This is a genomic window from Actinoplanes sp. NPDC021490 (assembly GCF_055562135.1).
Map to the genome: position 1 here is coordinate 712091 of NZ_JBVHFW010000002.1, position 22585 is coordinate 734675.

21 protein-coding genes are annotated in these 22585 nt (G+C 68.8%); 11 read left to right on the forward strand and 10 right to left on the reverse strand.

The features are described from left to right. Positions 1–81: 81 nt before the first annotated feature. On the reverse strand, positions 82–1179 hold the full coding sequence (locus tag ACZ3I4_RS07615; protein ID WP_465381051.1) for a ScyD/ScyE family protein: 1098 nt from the start codon (positions 1177–1179) through the stop codon (positions 82–84). A gap of 253 nt (positions 1180–1432) precedes the next feature. Here ACZ3I4_RS07615 and ACZ3I4_RS07620 point away from each other — a divergent pair, with 253 nt between their 5' ends. After that, positions 1433–1858 (forward strand): hypothetical protein, encoded by a 426-nt coding sequence (locus ACZ3I4_RS07620; RefSeq protein ID WP_465381052.1) that lies wholly within the window; start codon positions 1433–1435, stop codon positions 1856–1858. 43 nt (positions 1859–1901) lie between these two features. Here ACZ3I4_RS07620 and ACZ3I4_RS07625 read toward each other — a convergent pair whose 3' ends face one another. After that, on the reverse strand, positions 1902–2582 hold the full coding sequence (locus ACZ3I4_RS07625) for an MBL fold metallo-hydrolase (RefSeq protein WP_465381053.1): 681 nt from the start codon (positions 2580–2582) through the stop codon (positions 1902–1904). A gap of 81 nt (positions 2583–2663) precedes the next feature. On the opposite strand from ACZ3I4_RS07625, the gene ACZ3I4_RS07630 reads away from it, so the two are divergent. After that, positions 2664–3368: a hypothetical protein gene (locus tag ACZ3I4_RS07630; protein WP_465381054.1), complete on the forward strand. Its 705-nt coding sequence runs from the start codon at positions 2664–2666 to the stop codon at positions 3366–3368. Here ACZ3I4_RS07630 and ACZ3I4_RS07635 read toward each other — a convergent pair. Further along, on the reverse strand, positions 3315–4652 hold the full coding sequence (locus ACZ3I4_RS07635; protein ID WP_465381055.1) for an NAD(P)/FAD-dependent oxidoreductase: 1338 nt from the start codon (positions 4650–4652) through the stop codon (positions 3315–3317). The two genes, ACZ3I4_RS07630 and ACZ3I4_RS07635, sit on opposite strands and share 54 nt — an antisense overlap. A gap of 336 nt (positions 4653–4988) precedes the next feature. Between ACZ3I4_RS07635 and ACZ3I4_RS07640 the strand changes: the two genes are divergently transcribed. From ACZ3I4_RS07640 to ACZ3I4_RS07650, 3 genes are all read left to right on the forward strand, one after another. Next, positions 4989–5831: a helix-turn-helix domain-containing protein gene (locus tag ACZ3I4_RS07640; protein WP_465381056.1), complete on the forward strand. Its 843-nt coding sequence runs from the start codon at positions 4989–4991 to the stop codon at positions 5829–5831. 53 nt (positions 5832–5884) lie between these two features. Further along, entirely contained in the window at positions 5885–6676 is a 792-nt protein-coding gene (locus ACZ3I4_RS07645) for an SAM-dependent methyltransferase (RefSeq protein WP_465381057.1), read from the forward strand. 148 nt (positions 6677–6824) lie between these two features. After that, the gene (locus tag ACZ3I4_RS07650; protein ID WP_465381058.1) at positions 6825–7559 is read left to right on the forward strand and encodes a hypothetical protein; all 735 of its coding nucleotides are present in this window, start codon (positions 6825–6827) and stop codon (positions 7557–7559) included. A gap of 822 nt (positions 7560–8381) precedes the next feature. Here ACZ3I4_RS07650 and ACZ3I4_RS07655 read toward each other — a convergent pair. Then, positions 8382–9584 carry a class I SAM-dependent methyltransferase gene (locus ACZ3I4_RS07655; protein ID WP_465381059.1) on the reverse strand — a complete coding sequence of 401 codons (1203 nt, stop codon included), beginning with the start codon at positions 9582–9584 and terminating at the stop codon, positions 8382–8384. A 62-nt stretch (positions 9585–9646) separates the two neighbouring features. Between ACZ3I4_RS07655 and ACZ3I4_RS07660 the strand changes: the two genes are divergently transcribed. Continuing rightward, positions 9647–10282 (forward strand): TetR/AcrR family transcriptional regulator, encoded by a 636-nt coding sequence (locus tag ACZ3I4_RS07660; protein WP_465381060.1) that lies wholly within the window; start codon positions 9647–9649, stop codon positions 10280–10282. Beyond that, positions 10279–10716 (forward strand): acyl-CoA thioesterase, encoded by a 438-nt coding sequence (locus tag ACZ3I4_RS07665; protein WP_465381061.1) that lies wholly within the window; start codon positions 10279–10281, stop codon positions 10714–10716. The genes ACZ3I4_RS07660 and ACZ3I4_RS07665 overlap by 4 nt, the downstream gene beginning before the upstream one ends. Before the next feature lie 363 nt (positions 10717–11079). Here the strand turns inward: ACZ3I4_RS07665 and ACZ3I4_RS07670 are convergent, their stop codons facing one another. From ACZ3I4_RS07670 to ACZ3I4_RS07685, 4 genes are all read right to left on the reverse strand, one after another. Further along, positions 11080–13422: a putative bifunctional diguanylate cyclase/phosphodiesterase gene (locus ACZ3I4_RS07670; RefSeq protein ID WP_465381062.1), complete on the reverse strand. Its 2343-nt coding sequence runs from the start codon at positions 13420–13422 to the stop codon at positions 11080–11082. Between the two features lie 56 nt (positions 13423–13478). Continuing rightward, on the reverse strand, positions 13479–13967 hold the full coding sequence (locus tag ACZ3I4_RS07675) for a nuclear transport factor 2 family protein (protein WP_465381063.1): 489 nt from the start codon (positions 13965–13967) through the stop codon (positions 13479–13481). 361 nt (positions 13968–14328) lie between these two features. After that, positions 14329–15426 carry a hypothetical protein gene (locus tag ACZ3I4_RS07680; protein ID WP_465381064.1) on the reverse strand — a complete coding sequence of 366 codons (1098 nt, stop codon included), beginning with the start codon at positions 15424–15426 and terminating at the stop codon, positions 14329–14331. A gap of 2 nt (positions 15427–15428) precedes the next feature. Then, entirely contained in the window at positions 15429–15920 is a 492-nt protein-coding gene (locus ACZ3I4_RS07685; protein WP_465381065.1) for a sigma-70 family RNA polymerase sigma factor, read from the reverse strand. 137 nt (positions 15921–16057) lie between these two features. Between ACZ3I4_RS07685 and ACZ3I4_RS07690 the strand changes: the two genes are divergently transcribed. Next, positions 16058–17266: a CobW family GTP-binding protein gene (locus ACZ3I4_RS07690; RefSeq protein ID WP_465381066.1), complete on the forward strand. Its 1209-nt coding sequence runs from the start codon at positions 16058–16060 to the stop codon at positions 17264–17266. Between the two features lie 587 nt (positions 17267–17853). Next, complete coding sequence (locus ACZ3I4_RS07695; RefSeq protein ID WP_465381067.1) at positions 17854–18150, forward strand: hypothetical protein; 297 nt, start codon at positions 17854–17856, stop codon at positions 18148–18150. Between the two features lie 27 nt (positions 18151–18177). On the opposite strand, the gene ACZ3I4_RS07700 is transcribed toward ACZ3I4_RS07695, so the two are convergent. Beyond that, positions 18178–18966: an ElyC/SanA/YdcF family protein gene (locus ACZ3I4_RS07700; RefSeq protein ID WP_465381068.1), complete on the reverse strand. Its 789-nt coding sequence runs from the start codon at positions 18964–18966 to the stop codon at positions 18178–18180. A gap of 240 nt (positions 18967–19206) precedes the next feature. Here ACZ3I4_RS07700 and ACZ3I4_RS07705 point away from each other — a divergent pair, with 240 nt between their 5' ends. Further along, on the forward strand, positions 19207–20562 hold the full coding sequence (locus tag ACZ3I4_RS07705; protein ID WP_465381069.1) for a cellulase family glycosylhydrolase: 1356 nt from the start codon (positions 19207–19209) through the stop codon (positions 20560–20562). Positions 20563–20891: 329 nt separating this feature from the next. Here ACZ3I4_RS07705 and ACZ3I4_RS07710 read toward each other — a convergent pair whose 3' ends face one another. Continuing rightward, a complete protein-coding gene (locus tag ACZ3I4_RS07710; RefSeq protein WP_465381070.1) occupies positions 20892–21650 on the reverse strand; it encodes an SDR family oxidoreductase in 759 nt (252 codons plus the stop codon). Between the two features lie 320 nt (positions 21651–21970). Between ACZ3I4_RS07710 and ACZ3I4_RS07715 the strand changes: the two genes are divergently transcribed. Next, positions 21971–22585, forward strand: coding sequence for a ribonuclease FAU-1 family protein (locus tag ACZ3I4_RS07715; RefSeq protein WP_465381071.1), 615 nt, complete (start codon positions 21971–21973; stop codon positions 22583–22585).

Genomic DNA, 22585 nt, shown 5'->3' on the forward strand with positions numbered 1-22585 from the left:
ATAGTACAAAAACTCCCGAACTGCGCAGACACACGCCGCCGGGGTGAGAAGCAAGTCACCCCCGGCGGCGTGCGGATATATCTAGCGGAATGCTGATTGGTCGACCCGGACCAGCCGACCGGCGTGCTTGATGCCGAGCAGTCCGGCGATGCTCCACGACGTCGAGTAGAGCTTGCCGCCGGCGTACTCGATTCCGGTCGGCATGGTGACGGGGGCGTGCGTCACCCGGCCGTGGTCGATGCGGGTGAGGCGGCCCACCCTGGACGGGTCGAACCCGGGCGGCGGCGGGTCGCCGGCCGGGGCGCCGAACAGCACCTCGGAGGCGAAGATCGTGCCGTGCGGGCTGACCGCGACGCCGGTGAGCGACGTGAAACCGCCGTACTTCCTGAGCACCTTGCCCGTACGGCCGTCGAGCTTGTAAATCGCCGCCGAGCCCGGCTTTTCGGCGCCGAGCGTCGACACGTACACGTGCGGGCCGCGGACCGCGATGCCGGTCGGCACCGAGTCGCACCCGATCGTCCCCGGGTTGGCCTGCGCGCCCTTGGCCAGGCACTCCTTCGTCCGCGGGTTCGGTGGCACGAAGAACGTGGACACCCGGCCGGTCCTCGGGTCGACCCGCAGCACGTCGTTGGCCCCGCCGTCCGCGACCAGCAGGCCCCACCGGGTGGCGGTCATGCTGAACGGGTTGGAGAGGGCGTCGTACGGCTTCCCGGCCTTGTCGAACTGCTTCTGACCGTCCGGATTCCGCTTCAATTCGTATTTCAGAAGATCGGCCAGAACGCGAACGTGCTTACCATTTAGATCGGCCACCAGCACCGAGGCCGGCGGGTATTTCGACGGCGCGGGCGCCCCTTCCTCGTTCGGCCCGCCGAGCAGCACAAAGATCTTTCCCCGGTACGCGGCGACGCCCGCTGCCCCTGGGACTTTCGAGATCAAGGTGGTGCGGGCGCCCGTTTTCAGATTGACCGCCGTGATCTCGCCGCTTTCCGACTCCGCGACCAGGGCGGCGTGCGGCGAGAGCACGTCGAGGCCGAACGGCCCGTCGAGCTTCGTGGTTATTGTCCTGATCGGCGCCTTGCTGACGTGGCCGCCACCGGCATAAGCCGGGACACTTGCCACCATCGTGACCGCGCCCGCCCCCACGGCCGCGACCATTTTCAGCGCATGCTTGATTTCCATCCCTGTCCCCCCAGACAGATTCTAGATCGATCAGACAGATGCTAGATCGATATTTGCCAACGTATTTATCGGCACATTCAAACTAGGAACGCATTGCGCACCCGGCAACCATCCGTTCGGACGAACCGGAAAGAAATCAGCCCTCCGATCCGGCCGTCATTAATCTGACAATTAACGCTGATCAGTTCCGGTCGGATGTGCCAGATTTCAGCATCTGCTTCTACGGCCTCGGCCACGGTTCTACAGTCGACCCATGGAGTTGCGCTGGTGGTCGATCGAGGTGCTGGACGGGCCCCGCGGCACTGCGCGTGCCTGGCACGAGTCGCTCGGAAACAGTCTGGTCGAGGCGGCAGTGACCAACGGCGCGTACCGCTGGGAGTGGACCTTCCATCAATGGGGCGTGCTGTTCGAGATCGCCTTCCACACCGACGAGGCCTGGTCGGCGTACCGGGGCCTGCCCCTGGTCACGGCGGCGCTCGACGCCGTCCCCGATGTCGCGCACGGGCTCTATGTCTATCCCGGCCGCGGCGGCAGCGGAGGCCGCAACGAGCCCAGGCACACCCACCCCCAGTCGGGAGCCGGCGCGGCCGAGATGCCACTCCCCGAGATCCGCGAGCTGCTGACCCTGCCCGACGGCCGGCGCCCCACGTTCACACTCGGCATTCACCAGCTGATCTGAGGCTCACTCCCCGGCGGAGGCACGTAGCGGAAACGAACCCCGCTCAGGCCGGCCCGGTGGCGTACTCGCGGAAACGCTCCACCGCTTGCCCCGACACGGCCCGGCCGTGCCCGAAGACGGCGTGCTCGAAGTCGTAGGTCGCGAGCTTGGCCAGGCTGCGCCCCTGCTCGGCGGGGTCGGCCGACACCTGGGTCGGGCCGAGGACCACCTTGCCGTCACGGGTGCCCGAGGCCGTGTCGCCCGCGAACAGGATGCCGCCGGCCCGGTCGAGCAGGAACGACACGTGACCGCGCGTATGGCCGGGGGTGTGCAGCGCCGTGAACCCGGTGAGCGGCTCGGACCCGTCGCCGGTGATCAGCTGGTCGAGTTTCGTCGGCTCCGCGCGGCCGATCAGCCGGGTCGCCAGTTTGGCCAGGCCCTTGGGCTCGGGGCCCTGGATACCGCCGGTGATGATCGGCGCGTCGGCCGCATGCGCGAAGACGCGGGCGCCGGATCGGCGGCGTACGTCGGCGACGTTCCCGACGTGGTCGAAGTGGTGATGGGTGAGCAGCACAGCCGTCACGTCACCGATCTGCTTGCGCATTTCGTGCAGCGCGCGGTCGATACGCTTGGAGTTGCGGGGCAGCCCCGTGTCGACCAGCACAACCCCGTCGTCGGTCACGACGAGGTGCATGTTGACGAATCCCAGGCTCAGTTCGAAAACGCCGTCCACCACTTCTCGCACCGCACCATTCTGCGGCATCCGCGGGACGAACTTTCGGCAGAAGACCACGCTGGGTCATTTGTCCGGTTAACGTCGCATCTCATGGATCGCAGGGCATTTCTGGCCGCCGGTGGGGCGGCCGTCGTGGCAGGACTCACCGGAGGGGCCGCGCATGCCGGCGTACGGTGGCCGATCTTCGAATGGGCCCGGCCGACCGGCTTCTTCTTTCCGGGCAAGCTGATTCAGACTCCGCCGCCGCTCGCGGTCTACGACAACCGGACCGCCTACGCCGATGCCGCAGCCAGCCTGCCGCTGCGGGCCCGCGAGGCCGAGTCCCTGCGTGCCCACGCCGTCGCTGTCCTGCGCGACCCGCGCCACACCCATCGCGATCCGGACAAGCCGCCGGGGCGCGATCAACCCCAAGACCGTTTGCGCGTACGCGATGACGACGGCACCTATCTCACCGCGGAGCTCGCCGGTTGGGGCGACGGCGACCCCGGGCACGCCTACCCCGACGCCCTGCACGAACTGGCTGACCACGTGCAGCGGCTGCGCCGCAAGGTGCTCAGGGGCGAACCCTGGCGGCCCAACACCGTCCTGCTCGCGGCGGTGCGGCTCGACTTCGAACCGGACGATGCCGCCCCCTGGCCGGACGGGATCCCGCTGCCGGCCCGGCTCGAGCACCGGCTGAGCGGCGAGCAAGCCCGGATCGTACGGGCAAAACTGGAAACCGGGCTGCGGGCCTATCGCCTCTCACCGACGGGGTATGTGGCCGCGACCTGGCGTCACGCCCTCCCCCACGAGTGAGTCGACGAGTTGCAGGGCGTTGCGGGCGTGGATCTGCTGCGAGGTGGTGACCCGTTCGGCCCGGCCGCGCCCGAGAAAGCTGACCAGCCAGTGCAGCAGCGTGGTCACCTTGTTCTTGAAGCCGACCAGATAGAACAGGTGCACGCCGAGCCAGCCGAACCAGCCGATCAGCCCGCTCAGGTGCAACGGGCCCATGTCGGCGACCGCCGAGAACCGCGAGATGGTCGCCATGTTGCCCTTGTCGAAATACTTGAACGGCTTGGGCGCGGGCCGGCCGGTGACGCGCCGCCGGATCACCTTGGCCGCATAGGCGCCGCCCTGCATGGCGACCTGCGCGACGCCCGGCAGCCCGGTCGCCGCCATGTCACCGACCACGAAGATCGACGGGTGCCCGGGCACGGTCAGGTCCGGCTCGACCTGGAGGCGACCGGCCCGATCGGTCGGCGCCGCGGTGGCCAGCGCGATCTTCGCGGCCAGCGGCGGAGCCGAGACACCCGCGGCCCAGAACTTGGTGCGCGCCTCGATCCGGCCGGCGTCGGACATGACCCCGTACGCGTCGACGTCGGTCACCCGCTCCTCCAGCCGGACCTCGACGCCCAGCCGGCGCAACTGCTTGAGCGCGGCGGCCGACAGCGACGGGTCGAACGCCGGCAGCACCCGGTCGACGGCGTCGATCAGGACGACGCGCGTGTCCGCGAGCGACGCGCGCCGATATTGACCCTTGAGCGACCGGTGCGCCAGCTCGGCGATCTGCCCGGCCAGTTCGACCCCGGTCGGCCCGCCCCCGACGATGACGAAGGTCAGCCATTCCTGTCGCTTGACCGGGTCCTCCTCGAGCTCGGCCATCTCGAACGCGTGGAAGATGCGGCTGCGCATTTCCAGGGCGTCGTCGATGTTCTTCAGCGCCGGGGCGTGCTCGGCGAAACGCTCGTTGCCGAAGTAGGAGTTGCTCGCCCCGGCCGCGACGATCAGGGAGTCGTACGGGATCCGCTTGGAAACCCCGTCCGGCGAGCTGACGACGACCTCCCGGGCCGCGGTGTCGACGTCGGTGACCCATCCGAGCCGGATGTCGAGATTGTCGTGACCGCGCAGGATCTCGCGGATCGGCGGCGCCACCTCGCCCTCGCTGAGGATGCCGGTCGCGACCTGATAGAGCAGCGGTTCGAAGAGGTGGTAGGTGGTGCCGTTGACCAGGGTGACGTGGGCGGGAATCTTGCGCAGCGCCTTGGCGGCGAACAGGCCGCCAAAGCCGGCGCCGACGATGACCACTCGATGTTCGTTCATGCCGTCGGGACGACCGGGCCGGGCCAGACGTGACGCGCGGCGAGCCGCATCACACCGGCTGTGCCCGGCGCCACTGGCCGTTACGCCGGAAGAATCAGCCGGAGAGTAGGCGCCGGACAACGCGGGGTGCGGTACTGTCCGAGCCCGGCGCTCGCTATGATCGCCTTCGTCATGCATAGAGGATCCACACTGGACGCCGTGGTCCATCGAGGTGAGGATGTTCAGGTGGCAGATCACTTCCTGGCCCGTGCCGCCCGGCGTGAGCCGTAGCGGAGTGGCCACCCATTTGATAAGCAGAACGTCGTGACCGGACGGGCGGAAAGTGGCGGGTCGACAGTGCGTCGGCTCCAGCTCGGCGCGCGCCTGCGCGAGTTGCGTCTCGCCGCCGGGGTGAGCCGTGAGGCCGCCGGGTATCGCATCCGCGCGTCCGAATCCAAGATCAGCCGCATGGAGCTGGGCCGGGTCGGCTTCAAGGCCCGCGACGTGACCGACCTGCTGCTTCTCTACGGCATCGAGGATCCGGAAGAGCACGACCGGCTCCTCGAGCTGACCAAGGCGGCCAATTCGCCGAGCTGGTGGCACACGTACGGGGATGTGCTCGAAAGCTGGTTCCACAGCTATCTCGACCTGGAGCAGGCCGCCGAGCTGATCAGGACGTACGAGATCCAGTTCGTTCCCGGGCTGCTGCAGACCGAGGCGTACGCCAGTGCGGTCATCCGTCTCGCGCACACCAACCCGGGCAAGCACGAGGTCGAGCGGCTGGCCAAGCTGCGCATGACCCGCAAGGAGACGCTGGAGAGGACGGATTCGCCGACGTTCTGGGCAGTGCTCGACGAGGCTGTGCTGCGCCGGCTCATCGGCGGCAAGGAGGTGCTGCGCGAGCAGATTGCCGCCCTTCTCGAGGCGTGCGACAACCCGAACGTACGGCTGCAGGTGATTCCGTTCGACTCGGGCGGGCACGCGGCGGCCGGCGGCGCGTTCAGCATTCTGCGCTTCCCGCACTCCGAACTCGACGACGTGGTCTACATCGAGCACCTCACGAGCGCGCTCTACCTGGACAAACGCGAAGACGTGGACGATTACGCGGCGGCGTTCGGGCGGCTCATCATCGAGGCCGCTCCCCCGGCGCGCACCCCCGACATATTGAAGGGCGTCATCGCCGATCTGGACGCTTCCTGAATCTCCACTTTGGGCGCTTGCGCATCGCTGACCGGGCCGATAGAAACTTCCCCATGACGGACCAAGAGGCCCCCGCCGACCTGCAGCCCGACGTGCCGCACGCGGCACGCATGTGGAACTACTGGATGGGCGGCAAGGACAACTTCGCCGCCGACCGCGCCGCCGGCGACGCCGTGGCCCAGGTCTATCCCGAGATCGTGGTGATGGCGCGCCAGTCGCGCAAGTTCCTGATCCGGGTCGTCCGCCACCTCACGGCCGAGCTGGGCGTGCGCCAGTTCCTCGACATCGGCACCGGCCTGCCGACCATGCAGAACACGCATGAGGTCGCCCAGACCATCGCCCCCGAGTCCAAAATCGTCTACGTCGACAACGACCCGATGGTGCTGGCGTACGCCCGTGCCCTGCTGGTCGGCACCACGACCGAGGGCGTGACGACGTACGTCCACGCGGACTACCACGACCCCGAGAAGATCCTGGCCGAGGCGGACGGCCCGCTCAACTTCGACGAGCCGATCGCCGTCATGTTCATGGGCGTGATGGGCTACGAGCCCGACCTCGACGTGATTCGCTCGATCGTCAGCACGGTCATGGCCCGCGTCCCCTCCGGCAGCTACCTGGTCTTCTGGGACGGCACAGACACGTCCCCGGCGGTCGTCGAGGGCGCGGAGAAGCTTGCCCAGAGCGGCGGCGTGCCCTACATCCTGCGCAGCCCCGCCGAACTGGCCACCGTTTTCGAGGGCCTCGAGCTGGTCGAGCCCGGCCTGACTCAGATCAGCTCGTGGCGTCCCGACGGCGACGGCATCGAGACGATCGAGGCCTACGGCGCGGTCGGCCGCAAGCCCTGACCTGCCTTTCTGTCGCCGGGTGGGGCCCAGGTCCCACCCGGCGATGATCTCCCCCGTTGATGCCACGAACCCGCCGCCGACCGCTCACGGGCCGGTATGTCCGGAAAGCTTCACCTCAGCAAGGCACCCCACACCTGAGGAGAAGCTCGTGCGTCACGTTTCCCGGCTCGTGCCCGCCGCCGCCGTCCTGTCCGGGCTGCTGTTGACCTCAGCTTGCGCCGGCGCAGAACCCACGAACGCGGCCGCTCCCGGCCCGTCCTCCACACCCAGCGCCGCCAGCTCGTTCGGCTCCGCGCCGTCGCCTGCCCCCTCTTCCGCCACGCCCGAGGCGACCACCAAGGCACCCCCCAAGGCCACGGCCGTCGCCACCAAGACGCCCGCGACGGGCGGCGTCTTCAGCGGCACCCGCCAGGTCCTGCTAACGCCCAAGAACAGCGAAACGACCCTCGGCGTGGTGCAGAAGGGCAAAATCGGCCTCTCCGAGAAGTTCGGCGCCGCCGACCTGTTCGTCATCAAGCCGCTGGAGCCCGGCGGCAACCGCTACTGGATCCAGACCGCCAAGCTGCGCACCGGCGGCGAGCCCTTCTGCCTGTCGGCCAAGCTCGGCCCCGGCGGCAAGCCGGCCGCCGTAGTCACCACCGCGTGCGACGCGTCCAAAACCGACCAGCAGTTCCGCTTCCGCAAGGTCGGCGAGTCCAACGGCAAGCCCACCTACACCATCTACACCGGCACGGACACCTTCATCATCCGCGACGAGACCGGCGAGATCGCCCACACCGGCACCGGCGTGGCCGCCGTCCAGATCGGCGAGGGCACCCCGGACATCGACACCCCGTTCCTGATCGCCGACCGCGGCAAGGCCACGATGCCGGCCCTCGACTGACGGCCACGGCGGGGCTCACCGACGCTGGGCTAACCGCGGCGGGCCTCGCGCCGCGCGCTCGCGACTTGCAGCACGGATCGCTGCTTGCGCCTCCGGACCCACGGCACGCGGCACGCGGCACGCGGCACGGCTCACGGCGTGGGAACGCCGGCCCGCCGCCCTACGGATGTCGCCGCTTTTCGCAACGGTCATCAAAAGCCCGACCGTCCAAGCTTGTGTCCTGCCGATCATCCAGCACCCGATCGGCAGGACACGTCCATGCGCGCACACGATCCGCCAACGCCCAGTGCAGTTGCACGGCGGAGCCATCACGTGGAATCGGCACAGGCGCATCCCGCACACCAGTGACGGTGACTGTCCAGCAATCCGACGGTTGCGTCTGTAGAAGCCGAACCGCGACCGTGCCCCGTCGGGTTGCTCGCATCAGCGACGCAATTGCCGGCGCGGGTCGGTGAGAAGATCCTGGCCTGGTGCTCGACGAAGGCGGCGTTCGCAGTGGGTCAGATACCGTCTCTTACGGCAATCGGCTCCACCACACCGGACGAGTCGGTGAGCTGGGCGGAAAGCCTGCGTCGTCGGAACGCCAGCCCCCGAGTTCAGGGAAGGGGCGGCGATCTCTAGGCATGTCGGCGGCTTTCGTCACGGCGGTCGAAGGAGAACGGTCGGCACGGGGCGGTCGCTGCCTGCGGGCTCGCCTGTCGCCGGACGACCGCGCCCGTCTCCAACATTCTGCTTACGCCCCTGCCCAGCATGGGTGTCCGGAAGCCGATGACGTGGATGATTTCGGGCGATCCCCACGGCCGATCGACTGAGCCGAACCCGTCAGGCGGCCTCGCGGCGGAGAACCAGGGTGGCGAAGCCGAGGACTCCGCGGTAGCCGCGCAGCCACTGGGTGCGGTGGGTCCGGGCTATGTGCATCAGCTCGGGGGCGTCGGGGTGACCGGGGTTGTCCAGGGCCCACTCCAGCAGCGAGCCCGTCCGCGACCACTCGTAGTCGTCCCACTCGGCGGGGTCGCTGACGTGGGCGTAGATCGGATGCCAGCCTGCTGTGGCGGCCTTGTCGACCAAGCCGGCCAGGTCAGTGAGATCTGCCGACTTGGCGTCCAAGGCGGTCCGGGCGCCGGCGGCAGGCCAAACGTCCCCCGCAGCTACAGCGTTGGCGGTGGGTGACGCATCCAGCGCGGCTGCGGCCTCGACGGCAGGCGAAGCATCCAACGCGGCTGCGGCGCCGACGGTAGGCGGAACATCCAGCGCGGCGGCGCCGTCAACGGCAGGCGAAACATCCAACGCCGCCGCGCCGTCAGCAGGCGAAACATCCAGCGCGGCGGCGCCGTCAACGGCAGGCGAAACATCCGGCACCGCTGCGCCCTCAACGGCAGGCGAAACATCCGGCACCGCTGCGCCGTCGACGGTGGGTGAAGTATTCAGCGCGGCAGCTGCGCTGGCAGTGAATGAGCTGTCCGGTGCGGCGGCGGCGTCGGCCGCGCGGGATGAATTGCGTGCGGCCATGGCGTTGGTGGCGGGCGGGGCGTTCAGTCCACCTTTAGCGGTCGCGGTGGGCAGGGCTTCCGGGGCGACCGTGGGTGGGGTTTCTTGGAAGTGTTCGCCGACGATCAGGATGCCGTGGGCGTTTGCGTGGCGGCCGGCCGAAGTGAGCGTTTCGGTGAAACCGCCGAAGACGTGGGTGGCGCCTACGCACAGGACCAGGTCGTAGTCGCCGTCGGGGACGTATGTGCGGGGATCTCGCTGGTGCAGCGTCAGGCGGTCGGCCAGTTCGCGCATTGTTGCGGCTGTTTCTGCGCGTTCGAGCGCGTACGGGTTGCTGTCGACGGCATCGGCGTGGCCATCGGGGCTGTGGGCCAAGGCCTGCATGGCCCACGCGGCCTGTCCACAGCCCAGGTCGAGGATGCGCGCAGCCGGTCCGCGGGCGGCGCGGCGCAGAAGTTTGTTCACGTTGACGCCTGCTATCGGGGCCGCGATCGGGTGGTGCGTGTGGGCGATGGCGGTGACGCGTTGTTGATCCACGTGGTCCAGTCAACACGAAAAGAATGTTTACGAGCGGTCGGTCGTTTTGTAGGCTCGGGGGCATGAGTCAGGACGGCCGGTTGATGCGCGGGGAGCGGACGCGCGTCGCCGTGCTCGATCGGGCGCTGGGACTGGCCACGGCGGCCGGTCTTGATGGTCTCTCGCTCAGTCAGGTCGCCGATTCGCTCGGGGTGAGCAAGTCGGGGTTGTTCGCGCACTGGCGGTCCAAGGAGGCGCTGCAACTGGCCGTGATCGAGCATGCGCGCGCCCAGTGGACCGATCGGGTGATCCGCCCGGCCATGCCGGAGCCGCGCGGCGTGCGCCGGCTGTGGGCCGTTCACCAGCGGCGACTGGATTTCTACGAGGCTGCGGTCCTGCCCGGCCGGTGCTTCTTCGCGAACGCGCACTTCGAGTTCAACGCGCGGCCGGGCGCTGTGCACGACCGGCTGGCGGCCGAGCTCGCGGAGTGGATGGAGTTCCTGACGAGCCTGGCTGTGCACGCCGTCACCGTGGGCGAGGTGCGCGCCGGCACCGATCCGGGCGATCTCGCGTACGAGGTCGAATCGCTCGGGGTTTGCGCCGTGATGCAGGCGCCTGTGCTGGGGCCCGGGGTCACCTTCCCGCGCGCCCGCCGAGCGTTGTTCAACCATTTGCGAACCGTTGCCACCGACCCGACGATCCTTCCGGAGCTGACATGACCACCGCTGTTCAAAGCCATGGCGCCGTTGTCCCGCAGCCTGTGCACTTCGACGATCTGGACGCGATGGGCGTTCTCCACAACGCGCGGTACGCCGTGCTGGTCGAGCGGGCCATCGTCGTCTGGTGGACCGAGCGCGGCGTGTCGTTCGCGGGTGCACGCCCGACCACGCCCGACGCGTTCAACGTGGTCCGCGAATACCAGATCACGTTCCACCGGCCGATCCGCGGCACCGGCCAGGTCGAGATCCGCTTCTGGCTCGACCGCATGGGCACGACCAGCGCCGAATACTCCTTCCAGGTCACGTCTCCGGGCGGCGAAACCGTCTATGCCGAGGGTCGCCGGGTCAACATCTGCCTGGACCCGGCAACCATGCGCCCGGCACCCTGGACCGACCAAGGCCGGGCAATCGCCGCCACCCTGCTCCGCGCCTGAACGTACGGTCTCCGCAGGACTTCCGGCACTGCACGCGCAGCGACCCCGCCTGTAACAGCACGTCCACCGCCGAGACAGCGCCGACAGGCGAAGGCTGATCGGACGGCCCGAATGAGCTGTACTGCCGGCCACGGCCCGCGGATTTAGGCGCGGCCCGGCTCACTGGTGATCCGGCCTCGGGGATTCCCCGTGCGGCCGACTCGCCAGTGACCTCGGCCCCGGGTACCCCCGGCACGCCCCGCCTCGCTGGCGACCTCGGCCCCGGGAACCCCGGCACGCCCGCCTCGCTGATGACCTCGGCCCCGGGAACCCCGGCACGCCCCGCCTCGCTGGTGACCTCGGCCTCGACGGGCGGCCGCTGAGCTACGCCGGGCTGACGGCGGCCGAGCTCGATTCGAGGCTGGCCAGCCAGTGTGAACCGATCTCGGCCGGAGGCAGCGGGCGCGCGAACAGGAAGCCCTGCCCGTAGCGGTAGCCCAGGTTCTGCAACAGCGCGAGCTGCTCGGCCGTTTCGATGCCCTCGGCCACCGACGCCAGCTCGAGCGAGGCGGCCATCTGGCTGACCGCGTTGGCGACCGCGGCCTGACGACCGACCGTTGTGATCGATTCGACGAACGAGCGGTCGAGCTTGAGCGAAGTGACCGGGGTGGTCAGCAGCAGGCCGAGCGAGGACGCGGCGGTGCCGAAGTCGTCCAGCGACAGGCGCACACCGTGGCCGCGCAGGTCGAACAGAACCTCGGTGGACTCCTCGTCGTCGAAGACGGCCGTCTCGGTGACCTCGATGTTGAGCAGGGACGGCGGCAGGCCGGTCTCGGTCAGCACGGCGTCGACCTCGTCGACGAAGCCGGGTTCGCGCAGCTGGCGACCGGCCACGTTGACGCCGACGGCCACGCGCGGGGCGGACGGATAGTCGCGGTGCCATTGCGCGGCCTGACGGCAGGCCTCGCGCAGCGCCCAGCGGCCGATGGCGACGATCTGGCCCGTACGCTCGGCGACCGGGATGAACTCGCCCGGCGCGACCAGTCCGCGCGTCGGGTGGTTCCAGCGGATGAGCGATTCGGCCCCGGTGAGCACGCCGTCGCTCAACCGGACGATCGGCTGATACAGCAGCATGAACTCGCCACGGTCGACGGCCTGGGCCATCTCCCGGCTGAGCAACGCCTCGGCGCTGATCCGCGCGCCCATCGCGTCGGTGTACTCCACCCACATGCTCTTGCCGCGCCGCTTCGCCTCGTACATCGCGATGTCGGCGTTGCTGAGCAGCACGGACGGGTCGTCGCCGGGGCTCGAGCGGGCCACGCCGATGCTGGCCCGGGTGACCAGGACGTGCCCGCGGACATCCATGGGCTCGGTCAGCCGGCGTTCGATGTCGTCGGCGACCCGGCCTGCCGCGGCGGCGTCCGCACCCCGCAACAGGATCGCGAACTCGTCGCCGCCGAGGCGCGCGACGACGTCACCGGAACGGACCGCGTCAAGCAGACGCTCGGACACGCTCACCAGCAGCGCGTCGCCCGCCGCGTGTCCCATCGTGTCGTTGACCGTCTTGAAGTCGTCCAGATCGATCAGCAGCACGGCCACGCCGCCCGGCTCGGACAGGGCGTCGGCCAGCAGCGTGGAGAAGCGGGTGCGGTTGGCCAGGCCGGTCAGCCCGTCGGTGTCCGCCTGCTTGCGGAGCTGCGCCTCGTGCCCGCGGACCTCGTCCAGCGCCACGTCGAGGCGGCCGATCAGCAGCATGTTGTCGTGGAAGGCGACGAGCTGACGCCCGGCGACCAGGCAGCTGATCACGACGACGCCGATGGCCGCGCCCCACAGCTGGGACGACGCGCCCTGCGGCAGCATCGAAAAGAAGATCACGAAGGTCAGACCGATCATCCCGTACGGGAGAAGGCTGTATGGACGGCGTTTGACGGTGCCGGCCGTGTGACCGCTGCGCACCACGATCGCCTGGATCCACGGCCCCGCCGCGATCAGCAGCGACGGCGCGAGACGGATCGTGAGGACGTACGGGTGGCCGGTCTCCTGGAAGTCGCCGGGCAGGAACGTGCTGGTCCCCTGGATGCTCGCCGCGGCTACCATCGGCCAGGCGGCGATCCGGGACATCGGCGGCACCTTGATGAGCGCGACCTTCGTGGCCGCGAACGCGGCGACGATGACGAGCGCCGCGGTCAGGCTCGCGGTCAGCCGGTCGGTGTGCGCGCTGCCGAGCGGATTGACCGCGAAACACCATGCGGTGACACCGCCGCCGACGATGACCGTCGTCGCGTCCAGCCAGAAGATCGACTTCTCCCGGCGCGTCTCCAGGCCCTGCGGGAAGATCAGGCAGGCGATGACGTTGCTGCTCATGCCGACCGCGAAGAACGCCGTCTGCACTATGCCGCCGTTCATCGACGGGGTGCCTGGCGCGACCAGGTTGACGATCGTCTGGAACGTGTCACCGACGGTGAAGCATGCACCGGCGAACGTCAGCATCGACCAGAAACGCCGGAAACGCTCAGGGGCACTTGCGCGCAGACGCCAGGAGCCGAGCGCGAGAGCCGCGTCGAGCGGCACCTGAAACGCCCAATAGACCTGGGTCTGGCGTACGGAATCGCCGTCGAGGAGAAAGAAAAGCGCACAACCGAGCACAGTGATGCCGGTGAGAACGCGCAGCGCGGGATCACGCCACAGTTGGTCGAACGGGCGGGTCACCCGCGCCTCAGTCTTCACCTGACCTCCCGTATTCACCGGAAGGAGGATCGGCCGGTAGGCGCCGAATCCGAGGATTAGCGGGGTACAGCCTTCGGCATGAGCCGTTTTTCGCCCGTCTCGGCCATGGAGTGCAGCATGCCCGCGGCGACCGGAATGAGGCGGGCGAGGCCGGGTTGCCCGTTCCGGCGCGCCAGTTCCGGTCCGAGGCGGGTCATCAGCCGGGTGAGCGCGGGCAGCGGCCGGATGAACAGGGTGATCTCGCGGATCAGGCCGTCGTCGTCCAAGCGCAGCCGCTGAGCCTCGAACAGGCGCGTGCTGCCGAGACGGCCCTCGTAGAAGAGCGCCACCGTACGTCCCTCGGCGACCTGATCGGTGTAGGCAATCTCGTCGATGACGGACAGCGCGACTTCGAGCAATGTGCGCACCTTCGCGCGTCCGTCGAACGTGAATTGCTCGGTGATCGGGGAGATCAAACGAACGTCTTCGCTCAGTGCGGCGACGGCCGCGGCTGCGTCCCCGGCCTCACCCGCGGCCCTCCAGGCGGTGACTGCCTCGTAGCTCATCGTTTCAGGGTGGCAGCACGGCGCTACCCGTACGGCCCGAAGGCGCGGGCAATCGTGCGTGTGCCGGCCACTCCCCTGCCCGGTGCGTCGGCCACTCGGTGCGCCGGTCGCTCATTGCGCGGCCGCTCAGTGCGCCGGCCGCCCGGTGCGCCAGCCGCTCAGTGCACGAGCGCTCAGTGCACGAGCGCTCAGTGCGCCAGCCGCTCAATGCACGAGCGCTCAGTGCACGAGCGCTCAGTGCGCCAGCCGCTCAATGCACGACCGCTCAATGCACGAGCGCTCAGTGCACGAGCGCTCAGTGCGCCAGCCGCTCAATGCACGACCGCTCAATGCACGACCGCTCGGTGCGCCGGCCGTTCGCTCATGTGGGGATCGTGAACGGTTTCAGGACATGCAGTCCCGGACCGCTTGGCACGGCCACAACGCGCAGGTTTCGCTCATCCAGCCAGGCGACTTCGACGCTCGTCTGGACCGTCTTGTTGGTGGTCGTGGCCGCCGGGTGATCGGCCAGGATCGTGCCGTCCTCGGTGCTGAGCACGGCGACGCGTACGGCGTTCTTCTTCTGATACGTCACGGCGACCCGCCCGGTCGACGGCGACAGGCGCAAACCGCTCACCGACTGGCAGCCCAACGAGCTGAGGGGCAGGTTGCGCAGGCCCTGGAGTGCTACGAGATCGAGGACCAACGGGCGGCACGGACTCGAGGCCTCGGCGATGATGAGCCGGTTGCCGACCACGTCCGAGGCGACCGGCGCGGGCCCCTCGTCGTCGCCGGACTCCGTCACGGACCGCATCGCCAGCTGCTCGAGCCCGCTGGCCAGCTCGTACTCCACCAGGCCCTGCGGCCGCCAGAGGTAGGCCAGCCTGGCGTTGGCCGCGACCAGAGTGACCGATTCGCCCTCGCGCCGGATGTCGCGTTGCACCGCCTCGCCGCCGGGGTCCTCGACCGTGAGCAGCATCTGGAGGTTCGGAACGGCACTGCCGTCGGGACGGTCGACGTCCGGCGCGGTGTCGCGCGGCCCGAGCGAGACAACCCGCCCGTCGGGCAGGCCGATCGTCTTGTCGTAGCCGTCCGTTCCGAGGACCGGATGAGGGGTGAGCGTGCCGTCGGGCGCGAGCTCACCGACGGCCAGTTTGCCGCCGAGCTCGATCGGATCGGTCTGCTGCGCCGTCGCGTACCGGCCGAGGGCGTTGGAGAGCATCAGCCGTTGAGCGGGATAGCTCGGCGTGGCTCCGACGGCTGGCTGGACGTCGTCGGGAGTCAGCCGGTTGTGCCGCACAACGAGCCCGCCCCCGACGAGCCCGGCCGTCACGGCCATCGCGGTGACAGCGGCTGCGGCCCGCCGGTTGCGACGGCGTCGCGCGCGGCGGTAGACGTCCGGCAGCTCTCCCGCGTACGGGCGGCTGCTCTTGCCCGCGGCACGCACGGCGACCTCGACGTCCGAAGGAATCCGGTCCATGCTCACTCCTCGGTGCTCAGCTCGGTGCGGAGGGCGGCCAGGCCGCGCGAGAGGCGGCTCTTGACCGTTCCTTCGCTCAGGCCCAGGGCGTCGGCCGTCTCGGCGGTGGACAGGTCGAGCAGAATGCGACACGTGATGACCGCTCGTTGCGGCAACGGCAGCCCGGCCAGCGCGAGCAGCGTGCCGTCGGGTGTCGAGTCGGCCGCCGGGTGGTCCTGACCGGCGATCGTCGGTGTTTCGCGGCGCAGCTTGCGCCACCACGAGGTCGCCCAGTTCAGCCCGACCCGGAAGACCCAGCCGGCCGGGTTGTCAAGCACGGCGACCGTCGTCCATTTCGCGTACGCGCGGGCCATGGCCTCGTCGACGGCCTCCTGCGCGAGCTCGTCCCGTCGCAGAGTGACCGCGAGCGCGCGATACACCCGGTCGACGTTCGCCCGGTAGAACGCCTCGAACTCGTCCACCTGGCCGGACGTGAGACGAACGGCCGGCGACATTGTCGGAACCACCATGCCCGATACACGCGCTCGCACGGTGAGACGTTCCCAGAGATCCGCATTTTTTGCAGTCAGCCCGGCCTTACAAGCGGCCCGGCATGGTTGATAATGGGAATCGTTTCCAACAAGATGGGGGCATGACTGATCCACGTCCTCGGGTGACTGTTCTGGCCGGGTTCTCAACGGCCGCCACGGCCGCGGCCGCGCGGGTGCTGCTGCTGGCCGACCCGGCCCTGGTGCTGCTGAGTCACGATCTTTCCCGCGTACGGGAGGAAATCGTTCGTCGCACTGTGCGCGATGCTGCGCGAACGCTTGAAAACGTGCAGACCCGGCTCGTGCACGGCTGCGTGTCCTGCACACTTCGCGACGATGTGCTGCCGGCGCTCGTACGGTTGGCGCGTGATCGGCCCGGGCGCGACATCGTGCTGGCCCTTCCCGCCGTGGTCGAACCCGAGGCCCTGGCCGCGGCCTGCGCGGCGTCGGCGGAGGTGCGCGAAGCCGTTCGCCTGGACTCGTTCGTGACCGTGGTCGAGGCGGCCACGTTCCTCGACGACCTGTCCAGTTGTGAGCGTTTGCGCGATCGCGGCCTGCATGCGGCCGGAAACGATCGCCGCCGGGTGGCCGACGTCGTCAGCCGGCAGGTCGAGTTCGCGGACACGCTGCTCGTCTGGGACCGTCCCGGCAACGACGCCTTCACCACCGGCCGGGTCGACTCGCTGCTGCACCGGCTCGCGCCGTGGGCGGTGCACGTCCGGGTCGGCTCGACGCCCTCGGTCAACGTCACCGCGCTCACCGCCTCGCTGCGCAACCGAGACCGGCACGATCCCGCGGTCCCGGGCATCCTCGGCCGCGCGATGTGCGGTCTTCCGATCGGCTTGCACGACCCTTCGGGCGAATACGGCGTCAACGCGATGCTGTTCCGCAGCCGCCGCCCGTTCCATCCCGAGCGCCTGTACGACGCCTTGGCCCCGATCGCCACCGAGGCGCTGCGCGGCCGCGGCCAGGCGTGGATCGCCAGCCAGCCCGACACGGTGATCGGCTGGGAGTCCGCCGGCGGCGGCATCGTGCTGTCCGGCCTGGGCCCATGGCTGGTCTCCGTTCCGCCGAAACGCCGACTCGAGGCGAACGACTTGCGCCGGCTGGCCGCCGACGTCGACTGGGACCCCTACTACGGCGACCGCCGCACCGTTCTGTCGCTGGTCGGCCTGGAACTGGACGTGCCCCTGACCACTCGCCGCCTCACGGCCTGCTTGCTGGACGACGCCGAACTGTCGGCAGGCGAAAACGGTTGGCGCGAGCTGAGCGATCCGTTCGCCGGACTGCTCACCCCAGCCGCAACCGACTGAGCGACACGAACAGTCAGCGGACGCACAGTTCGCGCGAATTGCGTGATCTGTTCGCCCGAACGCTCACCTCGACCACAACCGACTGAGCGACGCGAACAGTCAACGAGCGCACAGTCGGGGCCAATCACACGATCCGGACGCCCGACCGCCCACCCCGGCCACAACCGACCGAGCGACACGAACAATCAACGGACGCAGGGTTCGCGCAAGCTCGACGACCTGGTGGCGGGACTGCTCGCCCCGGGCGAAGCCGAAGCTGGCTGATCGGCGCAAATAGTCGGGGCGTCACTGACGCCAGCCGGAGGGCAGCCGCTGGCGCGGCGCCCAACTCGGAGGCTGGCCGGACGCTACGGCTCGGGCGGTAGCTATGCCTGCGGCGCCCTGCCATCGACATTTCGCCGCAGCGGATACGTCCGCCTCTCATCGGCGTTGGAAGAGGCCACGGAGCTTCCCCGGGAGGCATCGGTGCGCTATGTTCGAGGGCTTTGCATTCGGCTGGACGGCTGGCCGAGAAGGAGGAGATGACGGTGCACCCGATCTAGCGGCCGCCCCAGCCCGGGGTGTCACGGAACCGAAAGGTGCCCGTTGTGAGCAGAACGGACAAGACCCGACCCTGGTGGGTCCAGATGGCCGATGCGCGCATGGTCGCGTGCAAGCCGTACCACGATCACCGGTTCGGGCCGTGCACGCTGCCCGAGAACATCACCGCCGAGACGGCTTCGCTCAGCCCGTACGGGCGAAGCGGCTGTTTCTGGCTCGGAACGCAGTCTTATTGGTGGCGTCGTTGTGAGAGCGACGGCTACCGCGAATGGGCAGCCTGGCGACGCGAGTCGGCTCGCCGCAGCCGTCGCGAGGCCCGGCGCGAGCTGCGGACATGGCGGTGAGTGCAGCCCCGTCAGCGCTGAACTGACTCAAGTGTCGGCCCAGCGCTGGTCGGCGATTCGCGGGGTCGTTGTGCCGGACGATTGCAAGGCGCGGTATGCGTTGGTTACCGCGGGTGGCATGTCGACGTGGGCGATGAAGTTGCGGCCGGCGGGGCCGTATCCGCTCTCGTCGTCGGTCAGGCGTGGGATCTCGCCCATCAGCAGGGACAGGTAGCGGGTGGGCGTCCACATGCCGGCGGGCGGTGAGCGGAAGGCCAGGTCGCCGTCGATGAACTCGATGTGCGTTTGGTGGGCGGCGTAGTTGACGATTCGCGCATGGGGGGCGTGCCGGCGGAAGCCCGCGTCCATTCGTCGTTGCATCGAGGCGTCCTGGACGATCAGGATGCGTCGCTGGGGGATGCGCGCTTCTTCGAGAAGAGCCAGGGCGTTCCGTACGTTGTTGCCGCAATTCGTCGAGTCGTGTTCCAGCAAGTCGACGCGGATGTCGTAGCGGTCGCGCAGGTATTGGTCGAAGAGCGCGGCCTCCGTACGGGCGTCTACGTCGGTCCAGCCCAGCTCGCGCCGCAGGGCGTCACGCAGGGCGTCGGTGGAGTGGCCCTGCCCTCCGACGATCATGTAGCGGGTTGCCAGTTCGCCGGTGACTGCCTGTGCGAACACGTCGGCGCCGGCCAGGATGCTGCCGCCGAACAGGATGGCCACGTCGGGACGGCCGCCTGCTATGTCGTTGACGGCGTCGGGCGTCAAAGCGTCGACATCGCGCATCGCGCAGAAGTCCACGAGCGTGTTGGCGTTCGCGGCGACGCTTGAATCGATCATCGAGCGAGCGTATCCGGACGCTCGGGCGAGGCCGGGATGCATCGATCGATTGCGATGGAGTTCGGGGAGGATTACGGTGTTGTCACCGCGGCTGCGCCGAGGACCGTACCCGGTCGGGCGTGGGCGCGGTGAACGGCGCGATGCGCTGCACCGGCCCGCGGCTGAATCCCGTACGAGCTGGTCAGGCCGCATAAGTGGGCGCGCTGACGGTATGTCACGTCCCCCACTTTGAGGTAGGTCATGAAGAGGAAACTCACCGTCCTCGCCAGCGCACTGCTCGCCGCGGCCGCATCCATCCTGTTCTTCACCGGGCCCGCCTATGCGGCGACCGGACTGCACGTCGTCGGCCGCAACATCGTCGAGGCCAACGGGTCGACGTTCGTGATGCGCGGCGTCAACCATCCGCACGCCTGGTACGCGAACCGGACCGGCTCGTTCGCCGACATCAAGGCGGCCGGCGCCAACACCGTGCGTGTCGTGCTCAGCGGCGGCCGCTGGACGGCGAACTCGGCGTCCGACGTGTCCAGCGTGATCTCGCTGTGCAAGCAGAACAAGCTGATCTGCGTCCTGGAGAACCACGACACCACCGGGTACGGCGAGGACAGCGCCGCGTACACGCTCGATCAGGCGGTGAACTACTGGATCGGCCTCAAGAGTGTGCTGGCCGGCCAGGAGGACTACGTCGTCATCAACATCGGCAACGAGCCGATCGGCAACACCAATCCCGGCCAGTGGACGGCCGCGACGGTCGCCGCCATCCAGAAGATGCGCACGAACGGATTCGAGCATCTGCTGATGGTCGACGCGCCCAACTGGGGACAGGACTGGACGTACGTCATGCGCGACAACGGCCAGGCCATCCTGGACGCCGATACGCGCAAGAACACCGTGCTGTCGATCCACATGTACGCGGTGTTCAACACGGCCAGTTCGATCGTCAACTACCTGGACACGTTCCAGAGCAAGGGCTGGCCGCTGGTCATCGGCGAGTTCGGATGGCAGTTCGCGTCGGGAGAGGTGGACGACGCGACGATCCTGTCCGAGGCGGTCAAGCGGAACCTGGGCTATCTGGCCTGGTCCTGGTCGGGTAACACCGACCCGATCCTGGACATGACGACCAACTTCGACGCCACCCAGCTGACCACCTGGGGTCAGCGGATCGTGAACGGCCCGAACGGGCTCAAGGCCACCGCGAAGCAGGCCACGATCTTCGGGAGTACGCCCACGTCGTCGCCCACGCATCCGACGGACTCGCCGTCACCGACGCCGTCGCAGACCACCCCGCCCCCGCCGACCGGCGCCTGCACAGCCACGTACGCGGTGGCCGGGCAATGGGGCGGTGGCTTCCAGGCCGACGTCAAGGTGACCGCGGGCAGCAGTGCCATCAAGGGGTGGACGGTCAACTGGACGTACGGGAATGGGCAGACCGTGTCGCAGGCGTGGAACGCCACCGTGACCAGCAGCGGGTCCGCGGTGACGGCGAAGAACGCGAGTTACAACGGCAGCCTGGCCGCGGGTGCTTCGGCGCAGTTCGGCTTCCTCGGCTCGTGGAACGGAACGAACAGCGCACCGGCGCTTTCGTGCACCGCAAGTTGAGCGAACGCTCATCAGTCGACCGGGCTGGCGCGGTCGTGCACTGCGGGGTGCACGCTCGTGTTCGCCGTGTTAATCCTGAGCAAACGCTCATCAGGTAACCCGGCTGGCGCCGTCGTGCATCGCGGACTGAGCGAACGCCCACCGCGGGCGACGGTTGATGCAGCCCTGCAACGCGGACTGAGCGAACGCTCAAGACGGTCGACGGGCTGACGCAGCCGTCCAAGCCGGCTGCGCGAACGCTCGAGGCCGGCTGCGCCAACGCTCGAAGCCGGCTGCGCGAACGCTCGAGGTGTGGGGGCGGGTCCTGGCGGGGACCCGCCCTCGCGGTGCTAGTTGATCGGGGAGATCATGCCGCCGTTGCAGTAGATGGTCTGGGCGGTGACCCAACGGTTCTCGGGGGCGACCAGGAAGCGCATCACCGGCACGATGTCCTGCGGGTCGCCCAGGTCGCCGCTGATCGTCATGCTCTTGAGCCATGCGATCGTCTCGTCGGTTTCGACGTCGTAGAAGAAGTTTGTCTTCTGCGGGCCGGGGGCGATGCAGTTGACGGTCACTCCGCGCGGCCCGACCTCCTTGGCGAACGCCTTGGTGAAGTGCTCCACCGGCGCCTTGCTTCCCGCGTACGCCGAATAGGTCGCGGCGGTCACGGCCACCTGTGTGGTCACCAGGTTGACGATGCGGCCGTTGTCGGCCATTCGCCGCGCGGCCTCGGCCATCAGGAAGAACGGAATCTTGGCGTTGATGGCGAACGAGGCGTCGTACTCCTGCTCGCTCGTGTCGGCCAGCGGCTTGCGCACGATGAGGCCCGCCGTGTTGACCAGAATGTCCCAGTGGCCGAAGCGCTCGATCGTGGCGTCCACCAGCGCCGTGATCTGGCCGGGCGCGGTGAGGTCGCCCTGGTGGGCGATCGCCTCGACACCCCGCTTCTCGAGGTCCGCGACGACGGCCTCGGCCTCCTCCTTGCGTCGCGGGCTGTTGTAGTGCACGACGATGTTCGCGCCGTCGTCGGCCAGCGCCTCGCCGAACAGCTTCCCGATGTTGGCCGAACCGCCCGTGACGACGGCGACCTTCCCACTCAGTCCTGTCATGCATCGCGTCTTGCCCGGACGCCACCGCAGTGTTGACCCCGAAATTGCGCTAGTGGCGCTCGATATTGCTGCAACCATCCGGCAGCCGCCTGCAGTGCTTGCCGGGAGCCAACGGCCGACATGCCCGACCCAGTGCCGCCGCAACTGACTGCGGAACCGCCACACACAGTGCTTCAGGAGGGCCGAGAGCGATTGCGGCAAAGGCCGGGCGCGAGACGCGGCAAAGGCCGGGCACGAGGCGCGGCAAAGGCCGGGCACGAGGCGCGGTACAGGCGGGAGACGCAGGCCAGGCGCGAGACGCGGGCCGATAGGGTCACGCCATGTCGTTCGCTTTCGGTCAGGTCGTGTTGCGCAGGTACTGGCGGGACGGCCGGAACACGTTCGCCAAGCCGATGTATGTGGTCGCCGACGACGACGCGGGACTGCTGCTGTGGATGGCGGCCGGCAGCGAGATCGCCGTGATGAGCGATACGGACGGCCGGACCTTGCATGATGTCGCCCTCGATCAGATGCGTGCACCGCGACTGGTGCGTAAGCACTTCCGTGACAACGACATTCTCGTGCTGATGCCGCCGGGCGCCGCCTACTCGGTGTGGTGGTTCTTCCGCGATGGCGAGTTCCGCGGCTGGTATGTGAACCTCGAGACGCCGTTCATCCGGTCTGCGGACGGCGTCGACACCACCGATCACGTGCTCGACATCGTGGTCGAACCCGATCGGAGCTGGGCGTGGAAGGACGAGGACGAGTTCGCCGCGCGCACCGGGCATCCGCAGTATTTCGACGACACCACCGCGGCCGGGATTCGCGCCGAGGGCGAGCAGCTGATCAAGATGGCCGAGAGCGGCGCCTACCCGTTCGACGGGACTCATGTCGGGTTCCGGCCCGGCCCCGGATGGGGGCCGTTGACGCTTCCTCCCGAGAATCGAGCCGGCTGA

Coding starts and splice junctions, on each gene's coding strand:
- ACZ3I4_RS07615 (WP_465381051.1), bottom strand. CDS start 1,179: ATGGAAATCAAGCATGCGCTGAAAATGGTCGCGGCCGTGGGGGCGGGC.
- ACZ3I4_RS07620 (WP_465381052.1), top strand. CDS start 1,433: ATGGAGTTGCGCTGGTGGTCGATCGAGGTGCTGGACGGGCCCCGCGGC.
- ACZ3I4_RS07630 (WP_465381054.1), top strand. CDS start 2,664: ATGGATCGCAGGGCATTTCTGGCCGCCGGTGGGGCGGCCGTCGTGGCA.
- ACZ3I4_RS07635 (WP_465381055.1), bottom strand. CDS start 4,652: ATGAACGAACATCGAGTGGTCATCGTCGGCGCCGGCTTTGGCGGCCTG.
- ACZ3I4_RS07645 (WP_465381057.1), top strand. CDS start 5,885: ATGACGGACCAAGAGGCCCCCGCCGACCTGCAGCCCGACGTGCCGCAC.
- ACZ3I4_RS07660 (WP_465381060.1), top strand. CDS start 9,647: ATGAGTCAGGACGGCCGGTTGATGCGCGGGGAGCGGACGCGCGTCGCC.
- ACZ3I4_RS07665 (WP_465381061.1), top strand. CDS start 10,279: ATGACCACCGCTGTTCAAAGCCATGGCGCCGTTGTCCCGCAGCCTGTG.
- ACZ3I4_RS07675 (WP_465381063.1), bottom strand. CDS start 13,967: ATGAGCTACGAGGCAGTCACCGCCTGGAGGGCCGCGGGTGAGGCCGGG.
- ACZ3I4_RS07680 (WP_465381064.1), bottom strand. CDS start 15,426: ATGGACCGGATTCCTTCGGACGTCGAGGTCGCCGTGCGTGCCGCGGGC.
- ACZ3I4_RS07685 (WP_465381065.1), bottom strand. CDS start 15,920: ATGTCGCCGGCCGTTCGTCTCACGTCCGGCCAGGTGGACGAGTTCGAG.
- ACZ3I4_RS07690 (WP_465381066.1), top strand. CDS start 16,058: ATGACTGATCCACGTCCTCGGGTGACTGTTCTGGCCGGGTTCTCAACG.
- ACZ3I4_RS07700 (WP_465381068.1), bottom strand. CDS start 18,966: ATGATCGATTCAAGCGTCGCCGCGAACGCCAACACGCTCGTGGACTTC.
- ACZ3I4_RS07705 (WP_465381069.1), top strand. CDS start 19,207: ATGAAGAGGAAACTCACCGTCCTCGCCAGCGCACTGCTCGCCGCGGCC.
- ACZ3I4_RS07710 (WP_465381070.1), bottom strand. CDS start 21,650: ATGACAGGACTGAGTGGGAAGGTCGCCGTCGTCACGGGCGGTTCGGCC.
- ACZ3I4_RS07715 (WP_465381071.1), top strand. CDS start 21,971: ATGTCGTTCGCTTTCGGTCAGGTCGTGTTGCGCAGGTACTGGCGGGAC.